The 17,235-nt window shown below is 41.5% G+C and carries 25 protein-coding genes and 2 tRNA genes; 16 read left to right on the forward strand and 11 right to left on the reverse strand.

The window, feature by feature from the left end:
• Nucleotide 1 precedes the first annotated feature (1 nt).
• The 8 genes from rplK to ABIM45_05685 form a co-directional block, all read right to left on the reverse strand.
• Nucleotides 2–439, reverse strand: coding sequence for a 50S ribosomal protein L11 (gene rplK, locus ABIM45_05650; protein ID MEO0239388.1), 438 nt, complete (start codon nucleotides 437–439; stop codon nucleotides 2–4).
• A 12-nt stretch (nucleotides 440–451) separates the two neighbouring features.
• Nucleotides 452–1,057 (reverse strand): transcription termination/antitermination NusG family protein, encoded by a 606-nt coding sequence (locus tag ABIM45_05655; protein ID MEO0239389.1) that lies wholly within the window; start codon nucleotides 1,055–1,057, stop codon nucleotides 452–454.
• Nucleotides 1,058–1,060: 3 nt separating this feature from the next.
• Complete coding sequence (secE, locus tag ABIM45_05660; protein MEO0239390.1) at nucleotides 1,061–1,243, reverse strand: preprotein translocase subunit SecE; 183 nt, start codon at nucleotides 1,241–1,243, stop codon at nucleotides 1,061–1,063.
• Nucleotides 1,240–1,389: a 50S ribosomal protein L33 gene (gene rpmG / locus ABIM45_05665; GenBank protein ID MEO0239391.1), complete on the reverse strand. Its 150-nt coding sequence runs from the start codon at nucleotides 1,387–1,389 to the stop codon at nucleotides 1,240–1,242. The genes secE and rpmG overlap by 4 nt, the downstream gene beginning before the upstream one ends.
• 14 nt (nucleotides 1,390–1,403) lie before the next feature.
• Nucleotides 1,404–1,477: transfer RNA gene (locus ABIM45_05670), tRNA-Trp, on the reverse strand.
• Between the two features lie 51 nt (nucleotides 1,478–1,528).
• Nucleotides 1,529–1,602: transfer RNA gene (locus ABIM45_05675), tRNA-Arg, on the reverse strand.
• 214 nt (nucleotides 1,603–1,816) lie between these two features.
• Nucleotides 1,817–2,353: a FlgD immunoglobulin-like domain containing protein gene (locus ABIM45_05680; GenBank protein ID MEO0239392.1), complete on the reverse strand. Its 537-nt coding sequence runs from the start codon at nucleotides 2,351–2,353 to the stop codon at nucleotides 1,817–1,819.
• Between the two features lie 41 nt (nucleotides 2,354–2,394).
• Complete coding sequence (locus ABIM45_05685; protein MEO0239393.1) at nucleotides 2,395–3,219, reverse strand: hypothetical protein; 825 nt, start codon at nucleotides 3,217–3,219, stop codon at nucleotides 2,395–2,397.
• A gap of 648 nt (nucleotides 3,220–3,867) precedes the next feature.
• Here ABIM45_05685 and ABIM45_05690 point away from each other — a divergent pair.
• Together ABIM45_05690 and thyX are read left to right on the forward strand one after the other, a co-directional pair.
• Nucleotides 3,868–4,662 carry a ParB/RepB/Spo0J family partition protein gene (locus ABIM45_05690; protein MEO0239394.1) on the forward strand — a complete coding sequence of 265 codons (795 nt, stop codon included), beginning with the start codon at nucleotides 3,868–3,870 and terminating at the stop codon, nucleotides 4,660–4,662.
• Nucleotides 4,663–4,789: 127 nt separating this feature from the next.
• Nucleotides 4,790–5,503 carry an FAD-dependent thymidylate synthase gene (gene thyX / locus ABIM45_05695; protein ID MEO0239395.1) on the forward strand — a complete coding sequence of 238 codons (714 nt, stop codon included), beginning with the start codon at nucleotides 4,790–4,792 and terminating at the stop codon, nucleotides 5,501–5,503.
• Here the strand turns inward: thyX and ABIM45_05700 are convergent.
• On the reverse strand, nucleotides 5,500–5,955 hold the full coding sequence (locus tag ABIM45_05700; protein ID MEO0239396.1) for a pyrimidine dimer DNA glycosylase/endonuclease V: 456 nt from the start codon (nucleotides 5,953–5,955) through the stop codon (nucleotides 5,500–5,502). The two genes, thyX and ABIM45_05700, sit on opposite strands and share 4 nt — an antisense overlap.
• Nucleotides 5,956–6,296: 341 nt before the next feature.
• Here ABIM45_05700 and ABIM45_05705 point away from each other — a divergent pair, with 341 nt between their 5' ends.
• Genes ABIM45_05705 through ABIM45_05770 form a run of 14 tightly spaced genes read left to right on the forward strand, consistent with a single transcriptional unit; the run spans nucleotide 6,297 to nucleotide 15,272 of the window.
• The gene (locus tag ABIM45_05705; protein MEO0239397.1) at nucleotides 6,297–6,902 is read left to right on the forward strand and encodes a Maf family protein; all 606 of its coding nucleotides are present in this window, start codon (nucleotides 6,297–6,299) and stop codon (nucleotides 6,900–6,902) included.
• A gap of 9 nt (nucleotides 6,903–6,911) precedes the next feature.
• Complete coding sequence (locus tag ABIM45_05710; GenBank protein ID MEO0239398.1) at nucleotides 6,912–8,255, forward strand: NADP-dependent malic enzyme; 1,344 nt, start codon at nucleotides 6,912–6,914, stop codon at nucleotides 8,253–8,255.
• The gene (locus ABIM45_05715) at nucleotides 8,242–9,084 is read left to right on the forward strand and encodes a fumarate hydratase (GenBank protein ID MEO0239399.1); all 843 of its coding nucleotides are present in this window, start codon (nucleotides 8,242–8,244) and stop codon (nucleotides 9,082–9,084) included. The genes ABIM45_05710 and ABIM45_05715 overlap by 14 nt, the downstream gene beginning before the upstream one ends.
• 9 nt (nucleotides 9,085–9,093) lie before the next feature.
• Nucleotides 9,094–10,020 carry a branched-chain amino acid transaminase gene (locus tag ABIM45_05720; protein MEO0239400.1) on the forward strand — a complete coding sequence of 309 codons (927 nt, stop codon included), beginning with the start codon at nucleotides 9,094–9,096 and terminating at the stop codon, nucleotides 10,018–10,020.
• Between the two features lies 1 nt (nucleotide 10,021).
• Nucleotides 10,022–10,465 (forward strand): ribose 5-phosphate isomerase B, encoded by a 444-nt coding sequence (rpiB, locus tag ABIM45_05725; GenBank protein MEO0239401.1) that lies wholly within the window; start codon nucleotides 10,022–10,024, stop codon nucleotides 10,463–10,465.
• Nucleotides 10,462–11,469 (forward strand): glycosyltransferase family 4 protein, encoded by a 1,008-nt coding sequence (locus ABIM45_05730; protein MEO0239402.1) that lies wholly within the window; start codon nucleotides 10,462–10,464, stop codon nucleotides 11,467–11,469. Before rpiB ends, ABIM45_05730 begins: the two co-directional genes overlap by 4 nt.
• A 39-nt stretch (nucleotides 11,470–11,508) precedes the next feature.
• A complete protein-coding gene (locus ABIM45_05735) occupies nucleotides 11,509–12,078 on the forward strand; it encodes an HD domain-containing protein (protein MEO0239403.1) in 570 nt (189 codons plus the stop codon).
• The gene (rpe, locus tag ABIM45_05740; GenBank protein ID MEO0239404.1) at nucleotides 12,075–12,716 is read left to right on the forward strand and encodes a ribulose-phosphate 3-epimerase; all 642 of its coding nucleotides are present in this window, start codon (nucleotides 12,075–12,077) and stop codon (nucleotides 12,714–12,716) included. Before ABIM45_05735 ends, rpe begins: the two co-directional genes overlap by 4 nt.
• Nucleotides 12,717–12,752: 36 nt before the next feature.
• Nucleotides 12,753–13,004 (forward strand): 30S ribosomal protein S16, encoded by a 252-nt coding sequence (gene rpsP, locus ABIM45_05745; protein MEO0239405.1) that lies wholly within the window; start codon nucleotides 12,753–12,755, stop codon nucleotides 13,002–13,004.
• A 12-nt stretch (nucleotides 13,005–13,016) separates the two neighbouring features.
• Nucleotides 13,017–13,256 carry a KH domain-containing protein gene (locus ABIM45_05750; GenBank protein ID MEO0239406.1) on the forward strand — a complete coding sequence of 80 codons (240 nt, stop codon included), beginning with the start codon at nucleotides 13,017–13,019 and terminating at the stop codon, nucleotides 13,254–13,256.
• Nucleotides 13,249–13,770, forward strand: a complete 522-nt coding sequence (gene rimM, locus ABIM45_05755; protein ID MEO0239407.1) for a ribosome maturation factor RimM — start codon at nucleotides 13,249–13,251, stop codon at nucleotides 13,768–13,770. Before ABIM45_05750 ends, rimM begins: the two co-directional genes overlap by 8 nt.
• On the forward strand, nucleotides 13,767–14,495 hold the full coding sequence (gene trmD / locus ABIM45_05760; protein ID MEO0239408.1) for a tRNA (guanosine(37)-N1)-methyltransferase TrmD: 729 nt from the start codon (nucleotides 13,767–13,769) through the stop codon (nucleotides 14,493–14,495). Before rimM ends, trmD begins: the two co-directional genes overlap by 4 nt.
• On the forward strand, nucleotides 14,483–14,857 hold the full coding sequence (gene rplS, locus ABIM45_05765) for a 50S ribosomal protein L19 (protein ID MEO0239409.1): 375 nt from the start codon (nucleotides 14,483–14,485) through the stop codon (nucleotides 14,855–14,857). The genes trmD and rplS overlap by 13 nt, the downstream gene beginning before the upstream one ends.
• Nucleotides 14,844–15,272 carry a DUF192 domain-containing protein gene (locus ABIM45_05770; GenBank protein MEO0239410.1) on the forward strand — a complete coding sequence of 143 codons (429 nt, stop codon included), beginning with the start codon at nucleotides 14,844–14,846 and terminating at the stop codon, nucleotides 15,270–15,272. Before rplS ends, ABIM45_05770 begins: the two co-directional genes overlap by 14 nt.
• A 1,045-nt stretch (nucleotides 15,273–16,317) precedes the next feature.
• Here the strand turns inward: ABIM45_05770 and ABIM45_05775 are convergent.
• Complete coding sequence (locus tag ABIM45_05775) at nucleotides 16,318–16,872, reverse strand: LemA family protein (protein MEO0239411.1); 555 nt, start codon at nucleotides 16,870–16,872, stop codon at nucleotides 16,318–16,320.
• Nucleotides 16,869–17,225 (reverse strand): hypothetical protein, encoded by a 357-nt coding sequence (locus ABIM45_05780; protein MEO0239412.1) that lies wholly within the window; start codon nucleotides 17,223–17,225, stop codon nucleotides 16,869–16,871. The genes ABIM45_05775 and ABIM45_05780 overlap by 4 nt, the downstream gene beginning before the upstream one ends.
• Nucleotides 17,226–17,235: the final 10 nt, after the last annotated feature.

The raw sequence follows: 17,235 nt of genomic DNA on the forward strand, positions 1-17,235 counted from the left end.
TTTAACCCTCCACCACCTCAATACCCATACTACGAGCAGTACCTTCAATTATTCTCATAGCAGCTTCAATATCGTTTGCATTCAAATCCTTCATTTTTAATTCTGCAATCTTCCGAATATCCGACTTTTTGACCTTTCCGACCTTAACCTTATTGGGCTCACCAGAACCTTTTACAATTCCTGCCGCCTTTTTAAGCAATTCGGAAGCCAATGGGGTCTTAACCTCAAAGGTAAAGGACCTATCTTTGTAGACAGTAACTATAACTGGTACAACAAGTCCCTGGAGATTTCTGGTTCTGTCATTAAACTCTTTAACAAATTGCATCAAATTAACACCGTGTTGTCCCAAAGCCGGTCCTACTGGCGGGGCTGGAGTTGCCTGGCCTGCAGGTAACTGTAACCTAACCTGAGCAACAACCTCTTTCTTTTTCGGGGGCATCTTTGTCCTCCTTTATCCAGCTTTTTCTACCCCATCAAAATCTATATAAATAGGGGTAGTCCTGTTCAACAAGTGAATTAAAACCTTCAATTTTCTCTTCTGTGGATATACTTCCTCCACTGTACCAATCATACCCTCATAGTCTCCTATAAGGACCTTAACCCTTTCGCCCTCAAGATAGGGTACCTTCTGTTCCTTCTTCTGTTGTTCGATTTCTATCTTCTTCTTCAACTCTTCAACCTCTTCTTCCTTCAGAAATGCATAAATAGGTTCCCCAGTTTTCTCGTCTCTTTTTGTAAGAGCTCTCATCAAGCGTGTTTCAGCCAGAAGATTAGCAACCTTATCGATCAGTTCCTTATCTCCCTTCACTCCAACGAAAAGATAACCCCTGTAAATGGGCTTTTCGATATTTACCCTCACCTTTTCCTTTTTGTCACCGCGACCCTTAGTTACTACCTTGGAAATAAATTCGGTGGGCAGGAGAGGTTCAACCACATCCTCAAGCCCGTGTTCTTTTATGACCTTTTGTGCGGCAATAAAAGCCTTCTTCTCTTTACCTGAGAAAGTTTGGAAGATCAACCACTTTCTCTCGGTAAGTTCTGAATTTTTCTCTGTCATATTCTACCCCAAAATGAGCTGTATTAGCTTTGAAATGATAAAATCAACAACAAACATGAACAAAATAAAAAAGAGCGAAATCAATATAACACCGAGCGTACCACCCCAAAGGCTCTCTTTCGTCGGCCAGGTTATTTTCATAAACTCTTGATAGGACTCTTTCAAAAACTCAACAATCTTCTTCATACCTTCGACTCCCTATGAACGGTGTGCTTTCCACAGAATTTGCAAAACTTTTTAAGTTCAACCTTTTCTTTTTTGTCCTTGTTTTTGGTCGAATAATAATTTTTCCTTTTGCACTCGGAGCAAACTAAAGCAATTTTCACTCTCATAACTCCCCCTTATACAGGCCTGGAGGGATTTGAACCCCCAACCACTGGATTTGGAGTCCAGCGCTCTGCCAAGTTGAGCTACAGGCCTATTGAAGTTGCAAAATTATAATTAATTATACCTGAACAGTCAAGTAGCATATGCCCCCGAGAGGATTCGAACCTCTGGCCTGCGGTTTAGGAAACCGCCGCTCTATCCTCCTGAGCTACGGGGGCCAGCTACGCTAAATGATAAAGGGGCAAATATGGAAATTCAAATCCACTAAATCTTAAAACACCATATTTCGAAAAAATTTGATAATATTGAGAAGAGCTATGGAGTTGGATATCAAAAAACTACATTTTCAAAAGACTTATTATACAAAAATTTATGCTTTATTAAACAAAAATTCTATTCTCCACCCACTCTTACCCCCACCCCTCTAATTTTTTACTTCATCAAAAGTACTTTCACAGTCTTGCTATACCTTCCGGCACTGAACTTCAAAAAATATACACCCCTTTCCACTTCCTCCCCATGATCATCAGTTTCATCCCAGTTAATGGAGTGCATTCCGGACTTTTCATAAGAATTAACTAAGGTCCTTATAACCCTCCCACTTACATCGTATACTACCAGATAAACGTGCTCTTCGCCCCCCAGTAAATACCTTATCCATACCTTACTATAACTTAAACTAACAGGATAAATCTTCGCTCCATTCTCCATTGAATTTGTGTCAATAAAATGATTATTTTCATTCACACCTACAAGAATTTCAGGATACCAGAAGCCAGCATAGATTAAATTGCTTGCACTGGAAGCAATACCCACCACAGTTTGACCAACGGTGGAGCCACACCAGTAACCACTATTTGCCATCGTGGTTCCTCCTACACCAACGACCCCCCAATCACAACGAAATTGCTGGCCGTGAAGGAGTGAGATGATAAGCAGGGAAAAACTTAAAATTGTGGCCTTTTTCATAAAACCTCTCCTTTATATTTTTCGCAATGCCGATATTCTTTTTACGGATGGCTCTTGATGTAAACACACCCAATATACGCGTCGTTTTCGTTTAAAATTAGATGGGCAATATACTGGTGCCTTGCCAGGGTGAGTTGAAAAGCTTGGTAATGAGGGAAGGTTATAACGGCTGGCGAACCATACTGTGCCTCTCCGTGTATAACCGTATCCCCATACGAGAGTGTATATTCTGCAGTAAGGTCGGTTGTACCTATTAATAAAGTATGGTCTTGATCCATATCACCATCGTCCACAATATACCACCCTGTAGTCTCCATCTTGAAAAGGGTATCTTGTGTTATACTTGCCTCATACGCCCACGAGTAGCTTATAAGAAAAGCAGGAGCGAAATTTGTTGCATCTCTACCTTGTAAAAGGTCAGCATTTGCGGAACGTTCGGAAAAAAAGCTATAGGCTGCAGATACTATCCGAAGTCTTGGTGAGAGTTCCAACGAATCTCCTACTTGAAGAGAAAGATATAAGCTCCCATCCTCAGGCAGAGCAGGAATAGGTGTTAAAGAGCCAAGCAAAACCGAAAAAAGCCCATTCTTAACTTGCACCGTCTGGGTTTCTGTCCAAATAGGTGAGCCTCCTGTTTCTTCGGTGTAAAGTCTGAAAGTTAACTGGTAGTTCCCGTCAGGGACCGGATTTCCTGTAGAGTCAGTAAGCCTGCCCTGGTAAGAGAGGAGTCTGGGTATGGATATTGATTTAGTGGGGTTCCCCTTTATTTCACCTTCTTGGGCCCCATAAGAGGGTACTTTACTTTTAGGATCTTGTGCCCAGATCAAAGTCCAGGCAAGGAGCATCACCAGAGCACTTTTATACATAATGCAACCTCCTTTTAAGTTTCCCTTAAACTTAAACCTGGGAAAGCAGGATTAAGTTTAAGATCCTTTTAAAGTATAAAACGAATTTCCCTTGCAGTCAAGATTTCGGCGTTCCTCAAAATTAATCTACTCGAAATGGGATTGTTTCATCAAAAAAGATAATAAGACGGCAACTATACTGCATTTTTGTTCGACAAGTCAGAAGAAAAACAGTTTGGTCGTGGCAAATGAAGGCGGGGAAAAACAAAGAACAAACGGAGGAAGGTAAAGAGGCATAGGATTGAGACGCCGTTAAACGGGTGTTATGAGCAGAAGACATATGTGAAGAAGTAAAAAGGAAGCTCGTGAGTTTGAGGGGTAACATAAAAATAAAAAATTCACAAAGCCAACAATCAAATTGCAAAGGTGTCTTGAAAGGGTATACAACAAGAAGGAGAGCCTCAAATGGGCACCAGAACTACAATACAAGATTGCCCAATCAAATTTAGTTCGATAAAGCGGGGATTTATTCGACATCTTTGGACTTGTAAAAAAGCTTTAAGCGTAAGCTCCAAACTACAGCTCTATTGCAACGACTTCATGAACTTAAATGCCTCTTGGTTGACAATTCAAGGTTTTTCTACTATACAAATAATAAAAGGCAATACTATGGAAGGGTTCAAATTTAAGGATCCAAGACATCAGCAAGAATTGGAATTTAGGATTGTGCCGATTGAGTCTCTGGAAATTGTGGAGCACCAGAGAAAACCCAGTAACTATCATGTGACTCATCTCATCTATTCCATAGAAAGGGTTGGCTTTATAGTTCCCCTCGTCGTTGTAGAAAAAAACGGAAAATACGTTATTCTCGACGGACAGCATAGGTTTTTAGCCGCCCAGAAACTGGACCTCAAGGAACTTCCTGTCATCGTAGTGCCTGAAAAGCTCGCATACCTTATGATGAACTTCAACATAGAAAAAGAGTTAAACATCCGTGAAAAATCCTATGTAGCCTTAAACATTTACAGGCAATATCTAAGGACTAATCCTCAGATGCCTGAGAGCGAGCCTGTTTTAACGGATTCCTTAGAGCAGGCCTACTATGTAACCTTGGGCATTGCTTACGAAGAAGAGGAGAAGCTTCGCGGCAGTATGTTCGAAACAATCCTCAAGAAGTGTGATTACTTTTTGGATATTCCACTGGCAGAGGCCATAGAAGAAAGGGAAAGAAGGGCGAAAAGGGTTAGGGAGGTTAACACTCTTATAACAGAAATCGCTCAAAAACTAAAAGAAATGGAAAAATGGCATCCCTTCGTCTATCAGCAGATCCTATCCTATGCAAATCCTTACAAAAGGAAGAGAGAAGCCATCGATTTTGATGACATGTTTGACGCCCTGACCAATAATTTAGAGAAAGTTAAAGAAGACCCCGAGGTTATTCTGAAAGAAGAATTTGAAGAGTAGATAGTCACCCGAGACAAAACCAAATAACGAAGTCTATCAAAGCTTAAACTATTCTGTATACTTTGCCACGTCGGTAAGCAGAGACTGAAGGTTTTTAAATTCACATAATTTTTCTTAAAATTCACCTATGCCAGTCTTTGATCCGCCGATAAAAGAGGAGATCCTCGGTGGAGGATATGTACTTCTCGAGGAGATGCTGGGGGACGACCTCACGCCCGCAAGGGTTGCCCGAATATCCTACCTATCCGAAGGTGACGAAGAGGCAAACAGAAAACTCCTCATCAAACTCCTTGAAATGAAACACTTTTCCCCCTTTGAGCAACAGGTTTTCCGTTTCAAAATTGAGGGCATACCAATGTATATAGGGGAGCAACTCTTAAGGCATAGAATCGCGAGTCCTCTTAAACGTTCCTTCAGGTATACCAGCCCCGATAAGGGCACCATCATTGAATATACCCCTGAAGGTATAAACAGAATTGTGCACATACCACCGGAATTTTTTGAACTCAGAGAATCACACATTGAAAACAAAGAAAAGCTCCTAAAAGAGGTCATAAGCCACATCAAAAATTCCATTGAATTGTATCAAAAACTGGTTGAAGCAGGCTTAAGAAAAGAGGCAGCAAGAACGGTGCTTCCCGCAGGGCTAAGAACCTCCCTTTACTGGACTATCAATATGAGAAGCCTTATGAACTTTCTCGAACAGAGACTCTCTCCAAAGGCCCAGTGGGAAATGAGGCAGTTGGCAAAGGCTGTTGTTCGAATTCTTTACAGGGTTGTGCCACTCACCATAGATAATTTTTTAAAGATCAGCGGACTGGAAGAATATTATAGAGATTAAAAATCCGGCACTTTCACCTTTTCCCATTCTTCAATTTCACCATCAACTACATAAAACAAAGGATGGGGCTCAATTTGCTTAATTTCCAGCACCCTGCAGTTTTTATCAAACCAATCCTCATCTCTACCCTTAAGTTTATTGCACAAATGTTTAAACTCAAACTCTAATTGCCCCTTTGTGACAGGAATTACGCCCTGTAAGAAATACACCTTCTTGACCTTCTCCTCGCAAAAATTATATCCCCGTCTTTTTGCTTCTATCAGGATGTAGTGAAGATAAGAATTTATTGCTATCAGTGGTTCCTTATAATTTTTAAACCTAATAAGCTGCGGATGATTTTTATAACCTTTCGTCTTTCCCTCCAGAACGCTCTTAGCCAGGAGGGCTTCTCTCCAAAGGGCCACAAGACCTTGCGGGTCAAGATAAGAGGGATGAATAGACCACAAGCGCACAGGATTATTGTAAAAGAAGAAGCAGAAACTCAAAAATAGCATGCATTAACCATTAACTCTTTTTTTTAAACCAAGCTAAAAAGCAAATAGTTTCACCTTAGACATCAGAGGCTGAGAGAAATATGCTATTTGAGTGATTTTCTAAATATTTTCAAGCAGCAAAAGATTCAAACTCATTTCAAATGGAAAATTTTTCGATCACCTCAAGGTTTACAAATTTCTGGCGATAGGGGTCCAAGGAAAGGCTCTCTAAGGATTTATGGCCCGGTCATTTTGTGGCATTTCTTCAAAGTTTCCGATATAATAGACACATCGACAATAGAAAAAAGGGGAAAGAAAAAGTGAATAAAAAACTTATACTTGCCTCAGGGTCGCCGAGGAGGATCGCAGTCCTTAGAAAATTTGGGTATGAATTCGACGTAATTAAACCAGAAATTGATGAAAAAATTGAGAAAATCGATGATTGTCTCAAAGCTGCTGAAGAAAAGGCTAAAAGCATCAATGTGAATGGTATAATCCTTGCCTGTGATACTATCGTTGTCTTAGAGGGAAAAATCCTTGGAAAGCCTAAAAACATTGACGAGGCAAGAGAATTTTTACAAAAGCTTTCAGGAAAATGGCATGAGGTCTATACAGGTTATTACATTAAGGGTGAAACAGAAACCAGAAAGAACATTATAAAAACCGAAGTGAAATTTGCCCAACTTAGCGGCTTTGAAATCGAACTTCTTCTCAAATACGGCAACCCTCTCGATAAGGCGGGTGCCTATGGAATCCAGGATATAGCAGGACTCTACATATTGGAAATTCGCGGCTCCTATTACAACGTAGTTGGCATCCCTATCGAATACATTTATTGGGATTTAAAGGAACTGGGAATCCTTCCGGAAAAACAGTTTTTGGCAGCAATGTTGGCTTTTTATAAAAACGAACCTTTTAAGGTATAATAATTCACAATGCAAGATGATAACATATTGCGTCAAAAGGCGTCAGAGCCTTTAAGAAAGGCGGAAAAACTTCATCCCCTTTACAGGGGCAAAATTGAAATCATCCCCAAAGTACCGGTTTCCAACTTAGATTACTTTGCCGTTTGGTACACGCCTGGCGTCTCTTCAGCCTGTAAAAAGATCGTGGAGAATATCGACAACTCCTTCGAATACACATCCCGATGGAACACGGTGGCGGTAGTTTCCGACGGCACCCGAGTTCTCGGGCTTGGAGATATAGGACCTGAAGCAGCGCTACCTGTTATGGAAGGAAAGGCTTTACTCTTCAAATATCTCGGAGGTGTTGATGCTTTCCCCCTTTGCCTTAGAGAAAAAGACCCTAATAAAATTGTAGAAATTGTGAAAAAGCTTGAACCTTCCTTTGGTGGGATAAACCTCGAAGACATTGAAAAGCCCAAGTGTTTTTATATTCTTGAAACTCTCAGAAAAGAAATGGAAATACCTGTATGGCACGACGACCAACAGGGAACAGCAACCATAACCCTCTCGGCCCTTTACAATGCATCAAAAATTGTGGGGAAGAATTTTACTGACCTAAAGATCTTCATTCTTGGTGCGGGTTCTGCAGGCATTGCGACTCTAAAACTGTTAATAAGGGCTGGCATTGACCCCGGAAAGGTATTGATGGCTGATAGAAAAGGGATTATTAACAAAGATCGCCCAGACTTAGAGGAGAAATTTGGGGTTTACACCGAGCTTATTCTTAAGACAAACAGTGAAAACAAGAACGGAGATTACCATAAAGGGTTTGAAGGTGCCGATGTTTTCATAGGTTTTTCTACACCTGGACCTGGAGTGGTTTCAAAGGATGATATAAAGAAAATGGCAAAGGATGCCATCGTTTTCGCCTGTGCTAACCCCACACCCGAAATCTGGCCCTGGGAGGCAAGGGAAGCGGGGGCAAGAATAGTGGCAACAGGAAGGTCAGACTTTCCTAATCAGGTTAACAATTCCCTCGTATTTCCTGGTATGTTTAGAGGTGTTCTCGATGTGGCTGCAAGAACCATAACCGACTCCATGTGCATCGAGGTGGCTAAGGAAATCGCTAAATACGCAGAAGAAAAAGGGATAAATGAAGAATACATTGTCCCAAGAATGGATGAATGGGACCTATTTCCAAGGATTGCCGCCGCTGCCGCATCATCAGCAGTAAAGGAGGGAATTGCAAGAAAACCAAAAACTTACGAAGAAGAGCTGGAAAACGCTACCTCTATTATTTCGAGAACCAGGACTTTGCTTGAGAATCTTGAAAAAAGCGGTTTTATTAAAAACCTCTTCCATGAGGATCATTAACACAAAGGAAATCAAGGAAAAAATCAAAGAGGCCTTGACCAGGGCTAATTTTGAACTGGAACCGGAGTTTAGCAAACTCTTAGAAAAGGCCTACGAAGAAGAGCCTTCTCCCACCGGTAAAGGTGTTCTAAAAGATCTCATAGAAAACATGAGGGTCGCAAAAAGGGAACGAATTCCCCTTTGCCAGGATACGGGAATGGTAAACTTTTACATTGAATTAGGGCAAGAGGTGAAACTCGAAGGTGACTATCTGTACGATGTTTTAAACGAGGCGGTAAGGGATGTTTACAAGGAGAACTACCTCAGGGCCTCTGTTGTGGAAGATCCCCTGAAAAGAAAGAATACTGGCGATAACACACCTGCCATAATCCACTTAGAACTGGTTTCAGGCGATCGATTAACCATCTATGTAATGCCCAAAGGCGGTGGCAGTGAGCAGATGTGCCAATCGGCAATGCTTGCACCCCATGAGGGCGTCGAAGGGGTGAAAAAATTTGTACTCTCATCAATCATTAAAGCGGGACCAAACCCATGTCCTCCAGTGGTCATTGGGGTTGGTATTGGGGGTAATTTTGACTTTGTAAGCCTTCTCGCTAAAAAGGCCTTATTGAGAGAATTTGGAAAGCGCAATAAGGATCCGTTTTATGCGAATTTAGAGCTCGAATTGTTAGAAGAAATAAATAAATTGGGGTTCGGACCTGGTGGGCTGGGTGGGAAATTCTACGCCCTTGATGTAAGAATTGAAACCTATCCCACCCACATTGCCCAGTTGCCAGTAGCCGTAGCCTTCAACTGTAACAGTTTTAGAATGGCAAAAATTGAATTTTAGGAGGGTGCCATGGCAAAAATTAACGAGGCAAAATACATATGGATGTCTGGTAAGATGGTCCCCTGGAATGAGGCGAAGGTCCATGTTTTAACCCATGCTCTACACTACGGTTCCGCAGTTTTTGAAGGAATAAGAGCCTACAAGACTAAAAGAGGAACTGCCGTTTTCAGATTGAGAGAACATATGAAACGCCTCCTTGATTCTGCCAAGATCTACAGGATGGAATCACCTTTCACCCTCGAAGAACTCATGGATGCAACGGTAGAGTTAATAAAGATCAACGAACTTGACGAATGCTATATCCGCCCTTTACTTTACAGAGGTTACTACAATCTTGGCGTCAACCCTATGGAATGCCCCGTTGAAGTTTCCATCGCTGCCTGGAAATGGGGAAAATATTTGGGACCAGAGGCGTTAGAACAGGGCGTAGATGTCATGATCTCCAGCTGGAATCGTATGGCCCCTAATACCTTCCCTGCAATGGCTAAGACCACTGCTAACTACGCCAATGCTCAATTAATAAAGATGGAAGCGGTTGTATATGGATTCTCTGAGGGCATCGCCCTAAATTCTTACGGAACCATTTCCGAAGGCTCAGGTGAAAATATCTTTGTAGTAAAAGATGGTGTCATATACACTCCAAACCTGGAGTCTTCCATATTGCCTGGAATCACACGCCTTACGGTAATTGAGATTGCAAGAAAACTCGGTTTTGAAGTGAAAGAATGCTTCATCCCAAGAGAAATGCTCTACATTGCCGATGAACTCTTCTTCACCGGAACCGCTGCCGAGGTTACACCTATTAGGTCCGTTGACAAAATCGTCATCGGTTCAGGGAAGATTGGGCCTATCACCAAGAAAATTCAGCAAGAGTTCTTCAGAATAATAGAAGAAGCCGACGAAAACTATGAACATTATTTCACCTGGGTAAAGTGAGATGAAGATAGCCATTGGTTCTGACCATAGGGGTTACAAACTAAAGGAATTTTTAAAGGAAAAACTTTCCATCTCCCATACGGTAAAGGATTTTGGAACCTTTAGCGAAGAGTCCTGTGATTACCCAGATGTTGCGATCCCCCTCGCTGAGAGTGTAGCTAAGGGCGAGTTTGATTTCGGAATACTCATTTGTTATACCGGCATCGGGATGTCCATAGCGGCAAACAAGGTAAAGGGAATAAGGGCTGCCCATGTTACCAATGAACGTTTCGCCATTATGTCGAGGAAACACAATAATGCAAATGTCATCTGTTTGCCGGGAGGATTTATAAAAGAAGAAGAGGCGCTAAATGCCGTAGTATCTTTCTTAGAGACAGAATTTGAAGGGGGACGACACCAGCGGAGGATCGAGAAGATTAGGCAGTACGAAGAAAAAGCTAAATGAGATTCCTTTTCCCCCTGCTTTCTTTTAAAAAACACGGTGGAGTGAGGGCTCTCTCTCTTTTGATGAATGGTCTTGCTGAGAGGGGGCATGAGGTATACTTAGTAGTCCCAGAAGATACCTATGAGGAATTTTACGAACTCAATCCAGAGGTCAAAAAAATTTTCACGCCACCCCGCCGACGAAACCCCATAAGTGTTCTCCGTACCCTTCTCCATCTTTTTACCAAAGCACCGCCAGCAGATTTCGTCGTCGTAAGTTTCTTTCCTACCTATTTTCCAGCCCTTCTGCACAAGTCTCTCAAAAAATCAAAGCTGGTTTATTATATCCAGGATGCTGAGCAACTCTTTTACCCTTTCCCTTTCTCCCTAATTGCTTCCATCACCTATCTGTTACCCGCCAACCTAATCCTCTGCGCATCCACCTGGGTAAAGAATAAAACCGTCCGTAGGGGTAAGATTCTCAACCCACCTGTTGATGAAGCCTTTCTCTCGATGCCTTCCCAATGCTCAAAAAACCTGAGTCACATTGCGCTCACCTTCCGCTGGGATAAGAGAAAGGGGCCGGAGCTCGCCCGGAGAATTCTCCTGAACCCCAAATTTACGGAATTTGAGTTTTTCGTCGCTGGGCAAGACCCTGAAGTTGAAAAACCAAACGTCCATTACCTTGGGAACTTAAAAACCGAGGAGCTTATCAAAGTTTATGATCACTCCACCTTCTTCATACTTACATCAAAATTCGAAGGTTTCGGCCTCCCGCCCTTAGAGGCCATGGCAAGGGGGTGTATTCCTATATCCTTCACAAAAACAGGCCCGTTGGATTATATAGCTCATGGAAAAAACGGCTTTTTCGTGGAAACGGAAGATAAACTCTATGAAGTTTTTAAAGCCCTTTCACAAAACCCAGAAAAAGTCAGCGAACTATCGAGAAATTGTATCACAACAGCAAAACAATTCACAGCAGAAAGATTTCTTAGAGAGTTCGAATCCTCCTTAAATTTATCTTAAGTCTTTGAAGCAACTGCAATTTTTCTTTAAACTTAAATTATGTCCGATTTTCTCGACTTTTTTGAAAATGCCTATAGGCTTAAGAGAACGCCGCGCTCAGGGTTCTGGTATTATGGAATTAAAGAACCTGAAACCGTTGCGGAGCACATCTTTGGAGTCTCGCTATTAGCCTATATTTTTGGCTACTACCTCAACAAGTATCACCAGTTGAACCTAAATATGGAAAAAATTCTAAAAATGGCAATTGTGCATGAGCTTGGGGAGGCCCTGATAGGGGACCTCCACTTAGAATCACGGCAGTTCTTGGGGGAATGTGTCGTAGAGGCTGAAAAAAAGGCCTTCAAAGAGATGACCGAAAAGCTGCCAGAGGGGCTGAGAGAGGAGGTTTTAAGCCTTTTCGAAGAATTTGAAGAAGGGAAAACTCCCGAGGCTATTTTTGTCCGATCAATGGATAAGGTAGACCTCTTAATTCAGGCCTTTATTTATGAAAAAACGGGCTACAAAAACCTGCAGAACTTTTTTGGAGAAAAGAAAAACTTCGAATACATCGAGAAAATTCCGGAGATTAAGGAATTTATTGAAAGCCTGAAAGCAAGGAGACCAAAATGAAGGTTTCACCATCTATTCTTGCTTGCGACTTTTCAAACTTAAAGGAAGAAATAAAGAGCGTCGAGAACGCCGACCTCCTGCACCTCGACATAATGGACGGTGTCTTCGTGCCCAACATTACCTTTGGACCCTTTATGGTTGAAACAATTAACAAACTCACTGAACTCCCCTTAGAGAGTCACTTGATGATCATCGACCCTTTAAAATACATAGAAGCATTCGCCAAAGCGGGCTCAGATATTGTCATTTTCCATGTGGAAGCTAAAACCGATGTTCTTAAGGCCTTGAAAAAGATCAAAAGCTTAGGAATCAAAGCTGGTCTCTCTTTAAATCCAGAGACCCCTCTAAGAACCCTTCTCCCCTACTTTGAACTCTTGGATGTTGTTTTAGTAATGTCGGTAAACCCTGGTTTTTATGGTCAGAAATTTATGCCACAGGTGCTCCCAAAACTTGAAAAACTTAAAGAGATAAAAGATTCGAAAAAGTACAATTTTACAATCGAGGTTGATGGCGGAATTAACGAGGAAACGGCAAAACTTGTTGCACCTTATGTCGATGTAATAGTTTCGGGGGCTTATATTTTTGAATCAAAAAATCGAAAGGAAAAAATTGACTACTTGAAAAAACTTTTACCTTAACTTATAATTAAGCACAACGAAAGAGAGGAGGCTGCAGTGGTCAAAATCAGATTACAGCGAGTCGGAAGAAGTGGATTACCACTTTACAGAATTGTTGTTCAAGATGCCCGTGTTGCAAGGAATGGAAAAGTTATAGAGGTTCTCGGTCATTACAATCCCGTTAAAGACGTTACTGAGTTAAATACCGAACTCCTTGAAAAGTGGCTTTCACAGGGGGCGCAGATGACCCCCAGGGTCGCTAAACTCTACAAATTTTACAAAAAAATAAATCAGCAGCAAGCACAATAAGGAGGTATAAAGATGGCGGAGCTCAAAGAATTGCTCGAGTACATAGTAAAAGAATTAGTGGACTCACCTGAACAGGTATCTGTGAAAGAGATACCCGGCGAAAAGACCGTGATCTTCGAACTCAGAGTAGGTGCTGGTGATCTCGGAAAGGTAATCGGCCGTGAAGGTAGAACAGCAAAAGCCATAAGGCAGATCATCCAGGCTGCCGCAATGAGGAAGGGTAAGAGGGCACACATAGAGATCCTTGAATAAAGATCTCGTTACAGTAGGAAAGATAGAAAAAGCCTTTGGACTTCGGGGTGAACTTCGGGTTCACCCCGAAGTTTTTTATGAAGACTTTGTAAAATTCCAGAAATTTATTGTGATCAGCCCAAAGGGCGGAAAAAAAGTTTTACAGGTTGAAAGGGTTCGAAGCGGTGCCGGAAACACAATTATAATAAAATTTAAAGGGATTGACTCCCGTGAGGTAGCCGAAAAACTTGCCGGCTTGAACCTATTAGTACCTGAAGAAGAATTACCGGGTACAGATGTGGACGAATTTTACGTAAAGGATTTAATAGGATGCAAAATTTTCCATTTGAGCCAGGAAGTAGGTTTAGTAACTGATTATTTAGCACAGGGTAAAATCGGGAGCCTCGTTGTAATAACAAAAGAAGGTGTTGAAATCCTCATACCTTTCGTGAAGAGGTTCATAGAAAAGATTGACCTCGAAAAAAAGGAAATCGAGGTAAAAGACCTGGACGACCTTAAAGAATTAAATCAATGAAGATCCACATAATTACTCTCTTCCCAGAGATTTTTACGCCCTACCTTAGAGTAGGCCCTGTCAGAAAAGCTATCGAAACCAATCAAATTGAAGTCAACCTTTATAACCCGAGGGATTATGCGCCTTCACCTAAGGAGGTGGATGATTACCCCTTCGGTGGCTTCAGCGGAATGGTCCTCAAAATTGAACCCATATATAGCATCCTTATGAGAATTGAATACAGGGGGAAAGTGATCCTTCCAACACCTCAGGGGAAACTTCTTAATCAAAAAATGGTTGAGGAACTGGAAAAAGAAGATGCGCTAACTATTATTTGCGGTAGGTACAAAGGCGTTGATGAAAGGATTTCAAAATTCGTGGATCTTGAAATTTCCATCGGCGATTATGTGCTATCCGGTGGAGAGATACCTGCTCTAATATTACTGGATGCCATTTCGAGGCTAAAGGAAGGGACACTGGGAAATAAGGACTCTTGTTTGACTGATTCTATAATATCCAGTATACTTGATGCACCTTATTACACCCGCCCTCAAGAGTTTGAGGGTGAGAAGGTCCCTGATGTTTTGACATCAGGAGACCATGAGAAGGTTTTAAGCTGGGCAAGAAAAGAGGCTTTAAAGAGAACTATACTTAGACGTCCTGAGCTTCTTTACAAAGCGAAGCTCACAAAGGAAGATATAAAGTTAATTAAGGAAATCGAGGAGGAGCTGAAATGGAGGACATAATTAGGGAAATTGAAAAAGAGTTTTACAGAACCGATATTCCCGATTTTGGGCCTGGTGATACCGTTAGGGTCTATGTGAAAATTAAGGAACTCAAAGAGGATCCCAAAACGAAGCAACTCGTTGAAAGAGTCAGAACTCAGCCCTTCGAAGGTGTTGTTATTCGTAGAAGGGGTAGTGGGCTCGGCGAAACCTTCACAGTGAGAAAGGTTACCCAGGGAGTTGGTATTGAAAAGATCTTTCCCGTCCACTCTCCTATAATTGAGAAGATCGAAGTTTTAAGGAGAGGAAAGGTTAGAAGGGCAAGGCTCTACTACCTCAGGGAGAAGAAGGGTAAAGAAGCCAGAATTCGTGAGAAAATTTAGTTTTGCGTTTTTAATTTTACTGAGCTTCTGTACCAGAAAATCAAAGGAAATTCAAAGCTATAAGCTTATTTACATTAAAGGCAAACCTTTATACGTTGAACTCGCAACCAATCCCGAGGAATGGGAAAAGGGCTTAATGGGGAGGGATTCTCTACCCGACTCCTGTGGAATGCTCTTTATCTTCCATTACCCCGATGTGCGTTCCTTCTGGATGAAAAACACCACCCTACCCCTCTCCTTAGCCTATATTGATAGTACCTTTGTAATAAGAGAAATCTATGAACTTAAGCCCCTCGACGAAACCCCCGTGTTCTCAAAGTCGAGGGTTCAATACGTAATAGAAGTCAATAGAGGCTGGTTTGAAAGGAATGGGGTTAAGGAAGGGGATACCGTATTTATCCCTTTTATAAAGTAAGGCATACAAAGGGCCAATCTGTAAAGCGCAAATAGACTCCCCTTTCAAGATTATAAACTAGAATTAAGCGCTAACCTAAATAGGTCCAAAATCTATTAAGTAGCTGAAAAAAGAGAAGTGAAAAAGCTTATTCAATTTTTGTCAGGAATTTGCATTTCGGCACCTATGTTCCTTTTGAGAAACCTTCTCCTGAAAGAAGACTGCTCAAGTGCTCTTTGTTGCTTACGGTCGTTCGTATTAATGGCTTTCATGCTATTTCAAAAATCTCACAACATTAAATCTTTTTCAATCCTCCGTTCAATTGTAAGTTCTATAACAATGCTTTGCCTTTCTCAGGGAACCCAAAGACTTCGTGTAACGGCTCGCAAGCAAAACACAGAATCCGCCATTATTAGATACTTCCGCCCCATTAAAAATGTCGCAATCCTTGTAAAATGTAGACTTTTGAGAAAGTTAGGTTTACTCGGGTATTTGCCTGTTCACAATAATTTACAAAGTTTTATGATTCTGAGGTTTCATAAGGGCTTTTTACAAATTTTTTCACAACAAGTCGCATTGTAACATAATCAATAAACCGAGGGCATACGCGCGGCAAGTAAATAGGCAAGGAGCTAAAGGACGCCAGAACTCTTTTATGTCTATCATGCTTTCAAAGATTGCGTGAATTGGCATTGACTAAACGGCTTACTACCTTTGCACACTTCCTCGGGAACCTTGCTATTTCAAAAGTTAATTGAAAAAACTACTTCATGCGTTATGGTGACAATGAATTTAGGTTGGTCACAAGAATAACAGCAAGTGTTACGGCACCTTCTCGGCGAATATTACAGAAACTGCTACAGGGCGAATGCAAATGGCCAGTTAATTGGACCTATTCATCAAATATTAAAAAATTTTGCAGCCCTTGAAGATAGAAAACCCTTTTCCTAAAAATTTTAAGCGAGGCTGTTATTCTCACGATAATAAGCAAGGAAAAATTAAACTTCAAACAAAACGGCGCCCCCACCTTCGGTGGGGGCGCCGAGAATGTCTCCACTCTCCTTCCTTAGAACTGTACCTTCGGTACCTCCCTCTCTTCAGGCAACCCGATCTCGAAGAAGGGTTCCTCCTTAAATCCAAACATACTGGCAACAATATTGGAAGGGAAAACCCTTATCCTCGTATTATAGTCCCTCACCACTGCATTGTAATACCTGCGGGCATTTTGAATGGCTTCTTCAATGTTTGCGAGTTCCCTTTGAAGCATCATGAAATTCTCGTTAGCTTTAAGATTGGGGTAATTTTCCACCACTGCAAAGAGTTGTCGGAGCGCCTGAGTAAGCATATTTTCCGATTTCATCTTATCTTCCGGAGTCTTCGAATCGAGAGCCATTTGTCTCGCCTTGACCACATTCTCAAGGGTCGTTCTCTCATGTGCTGCATAGCCTTTTACCGTTTCAACTAAGTTGGGAATAAGATCGTGTCTCTTTTTCAATTGAACATCAATATCTGCAAAGGCATTCCTTACCGCAAACCTCATTCTCACAAGGCCATTATAAATGGAGATGAATATTACCAGGAGGAGGGCAACAACAATAAGTAGTATCAAAAATCCGCTCATTTAAATAACCCCTTCTGGTAGTAAACAGCCTCGTCGAGGGTCTTCCCTGCAAAAATTCCCACCTTTTCTTTACCCCTTGCCTCTAAGCGAATGAAAACATCTTCGCCCTCTTGGGGGAGGTTTCTAAAATTGAAAACCCTTTTATCAATCTTAATCGGCTTTTCGGACACGAAAATATAATTTGAATCTTCAGAGACACCCATAAAGATGCCGCCAATTGTATTTTCTAACGCTTTCATCTCTTCATCCGTAAGTTCTGCTTTTTGAAGCACCTTCGGGACAATAACCCCCTGGGTAACCTGAATACCCCCCGATTGGGATATTACAAAAAGGGATAAAATTAAGTTTAACATACTCTCACCT

The sequence above is a fragment of the candidate division WOR-3 bacterium genome, assembly GCA_039803545.1.
GTDB lineage: Bacteria > Hydrothermota > Hydrothermia > UBA1063 > UBA1063 > UBA1063.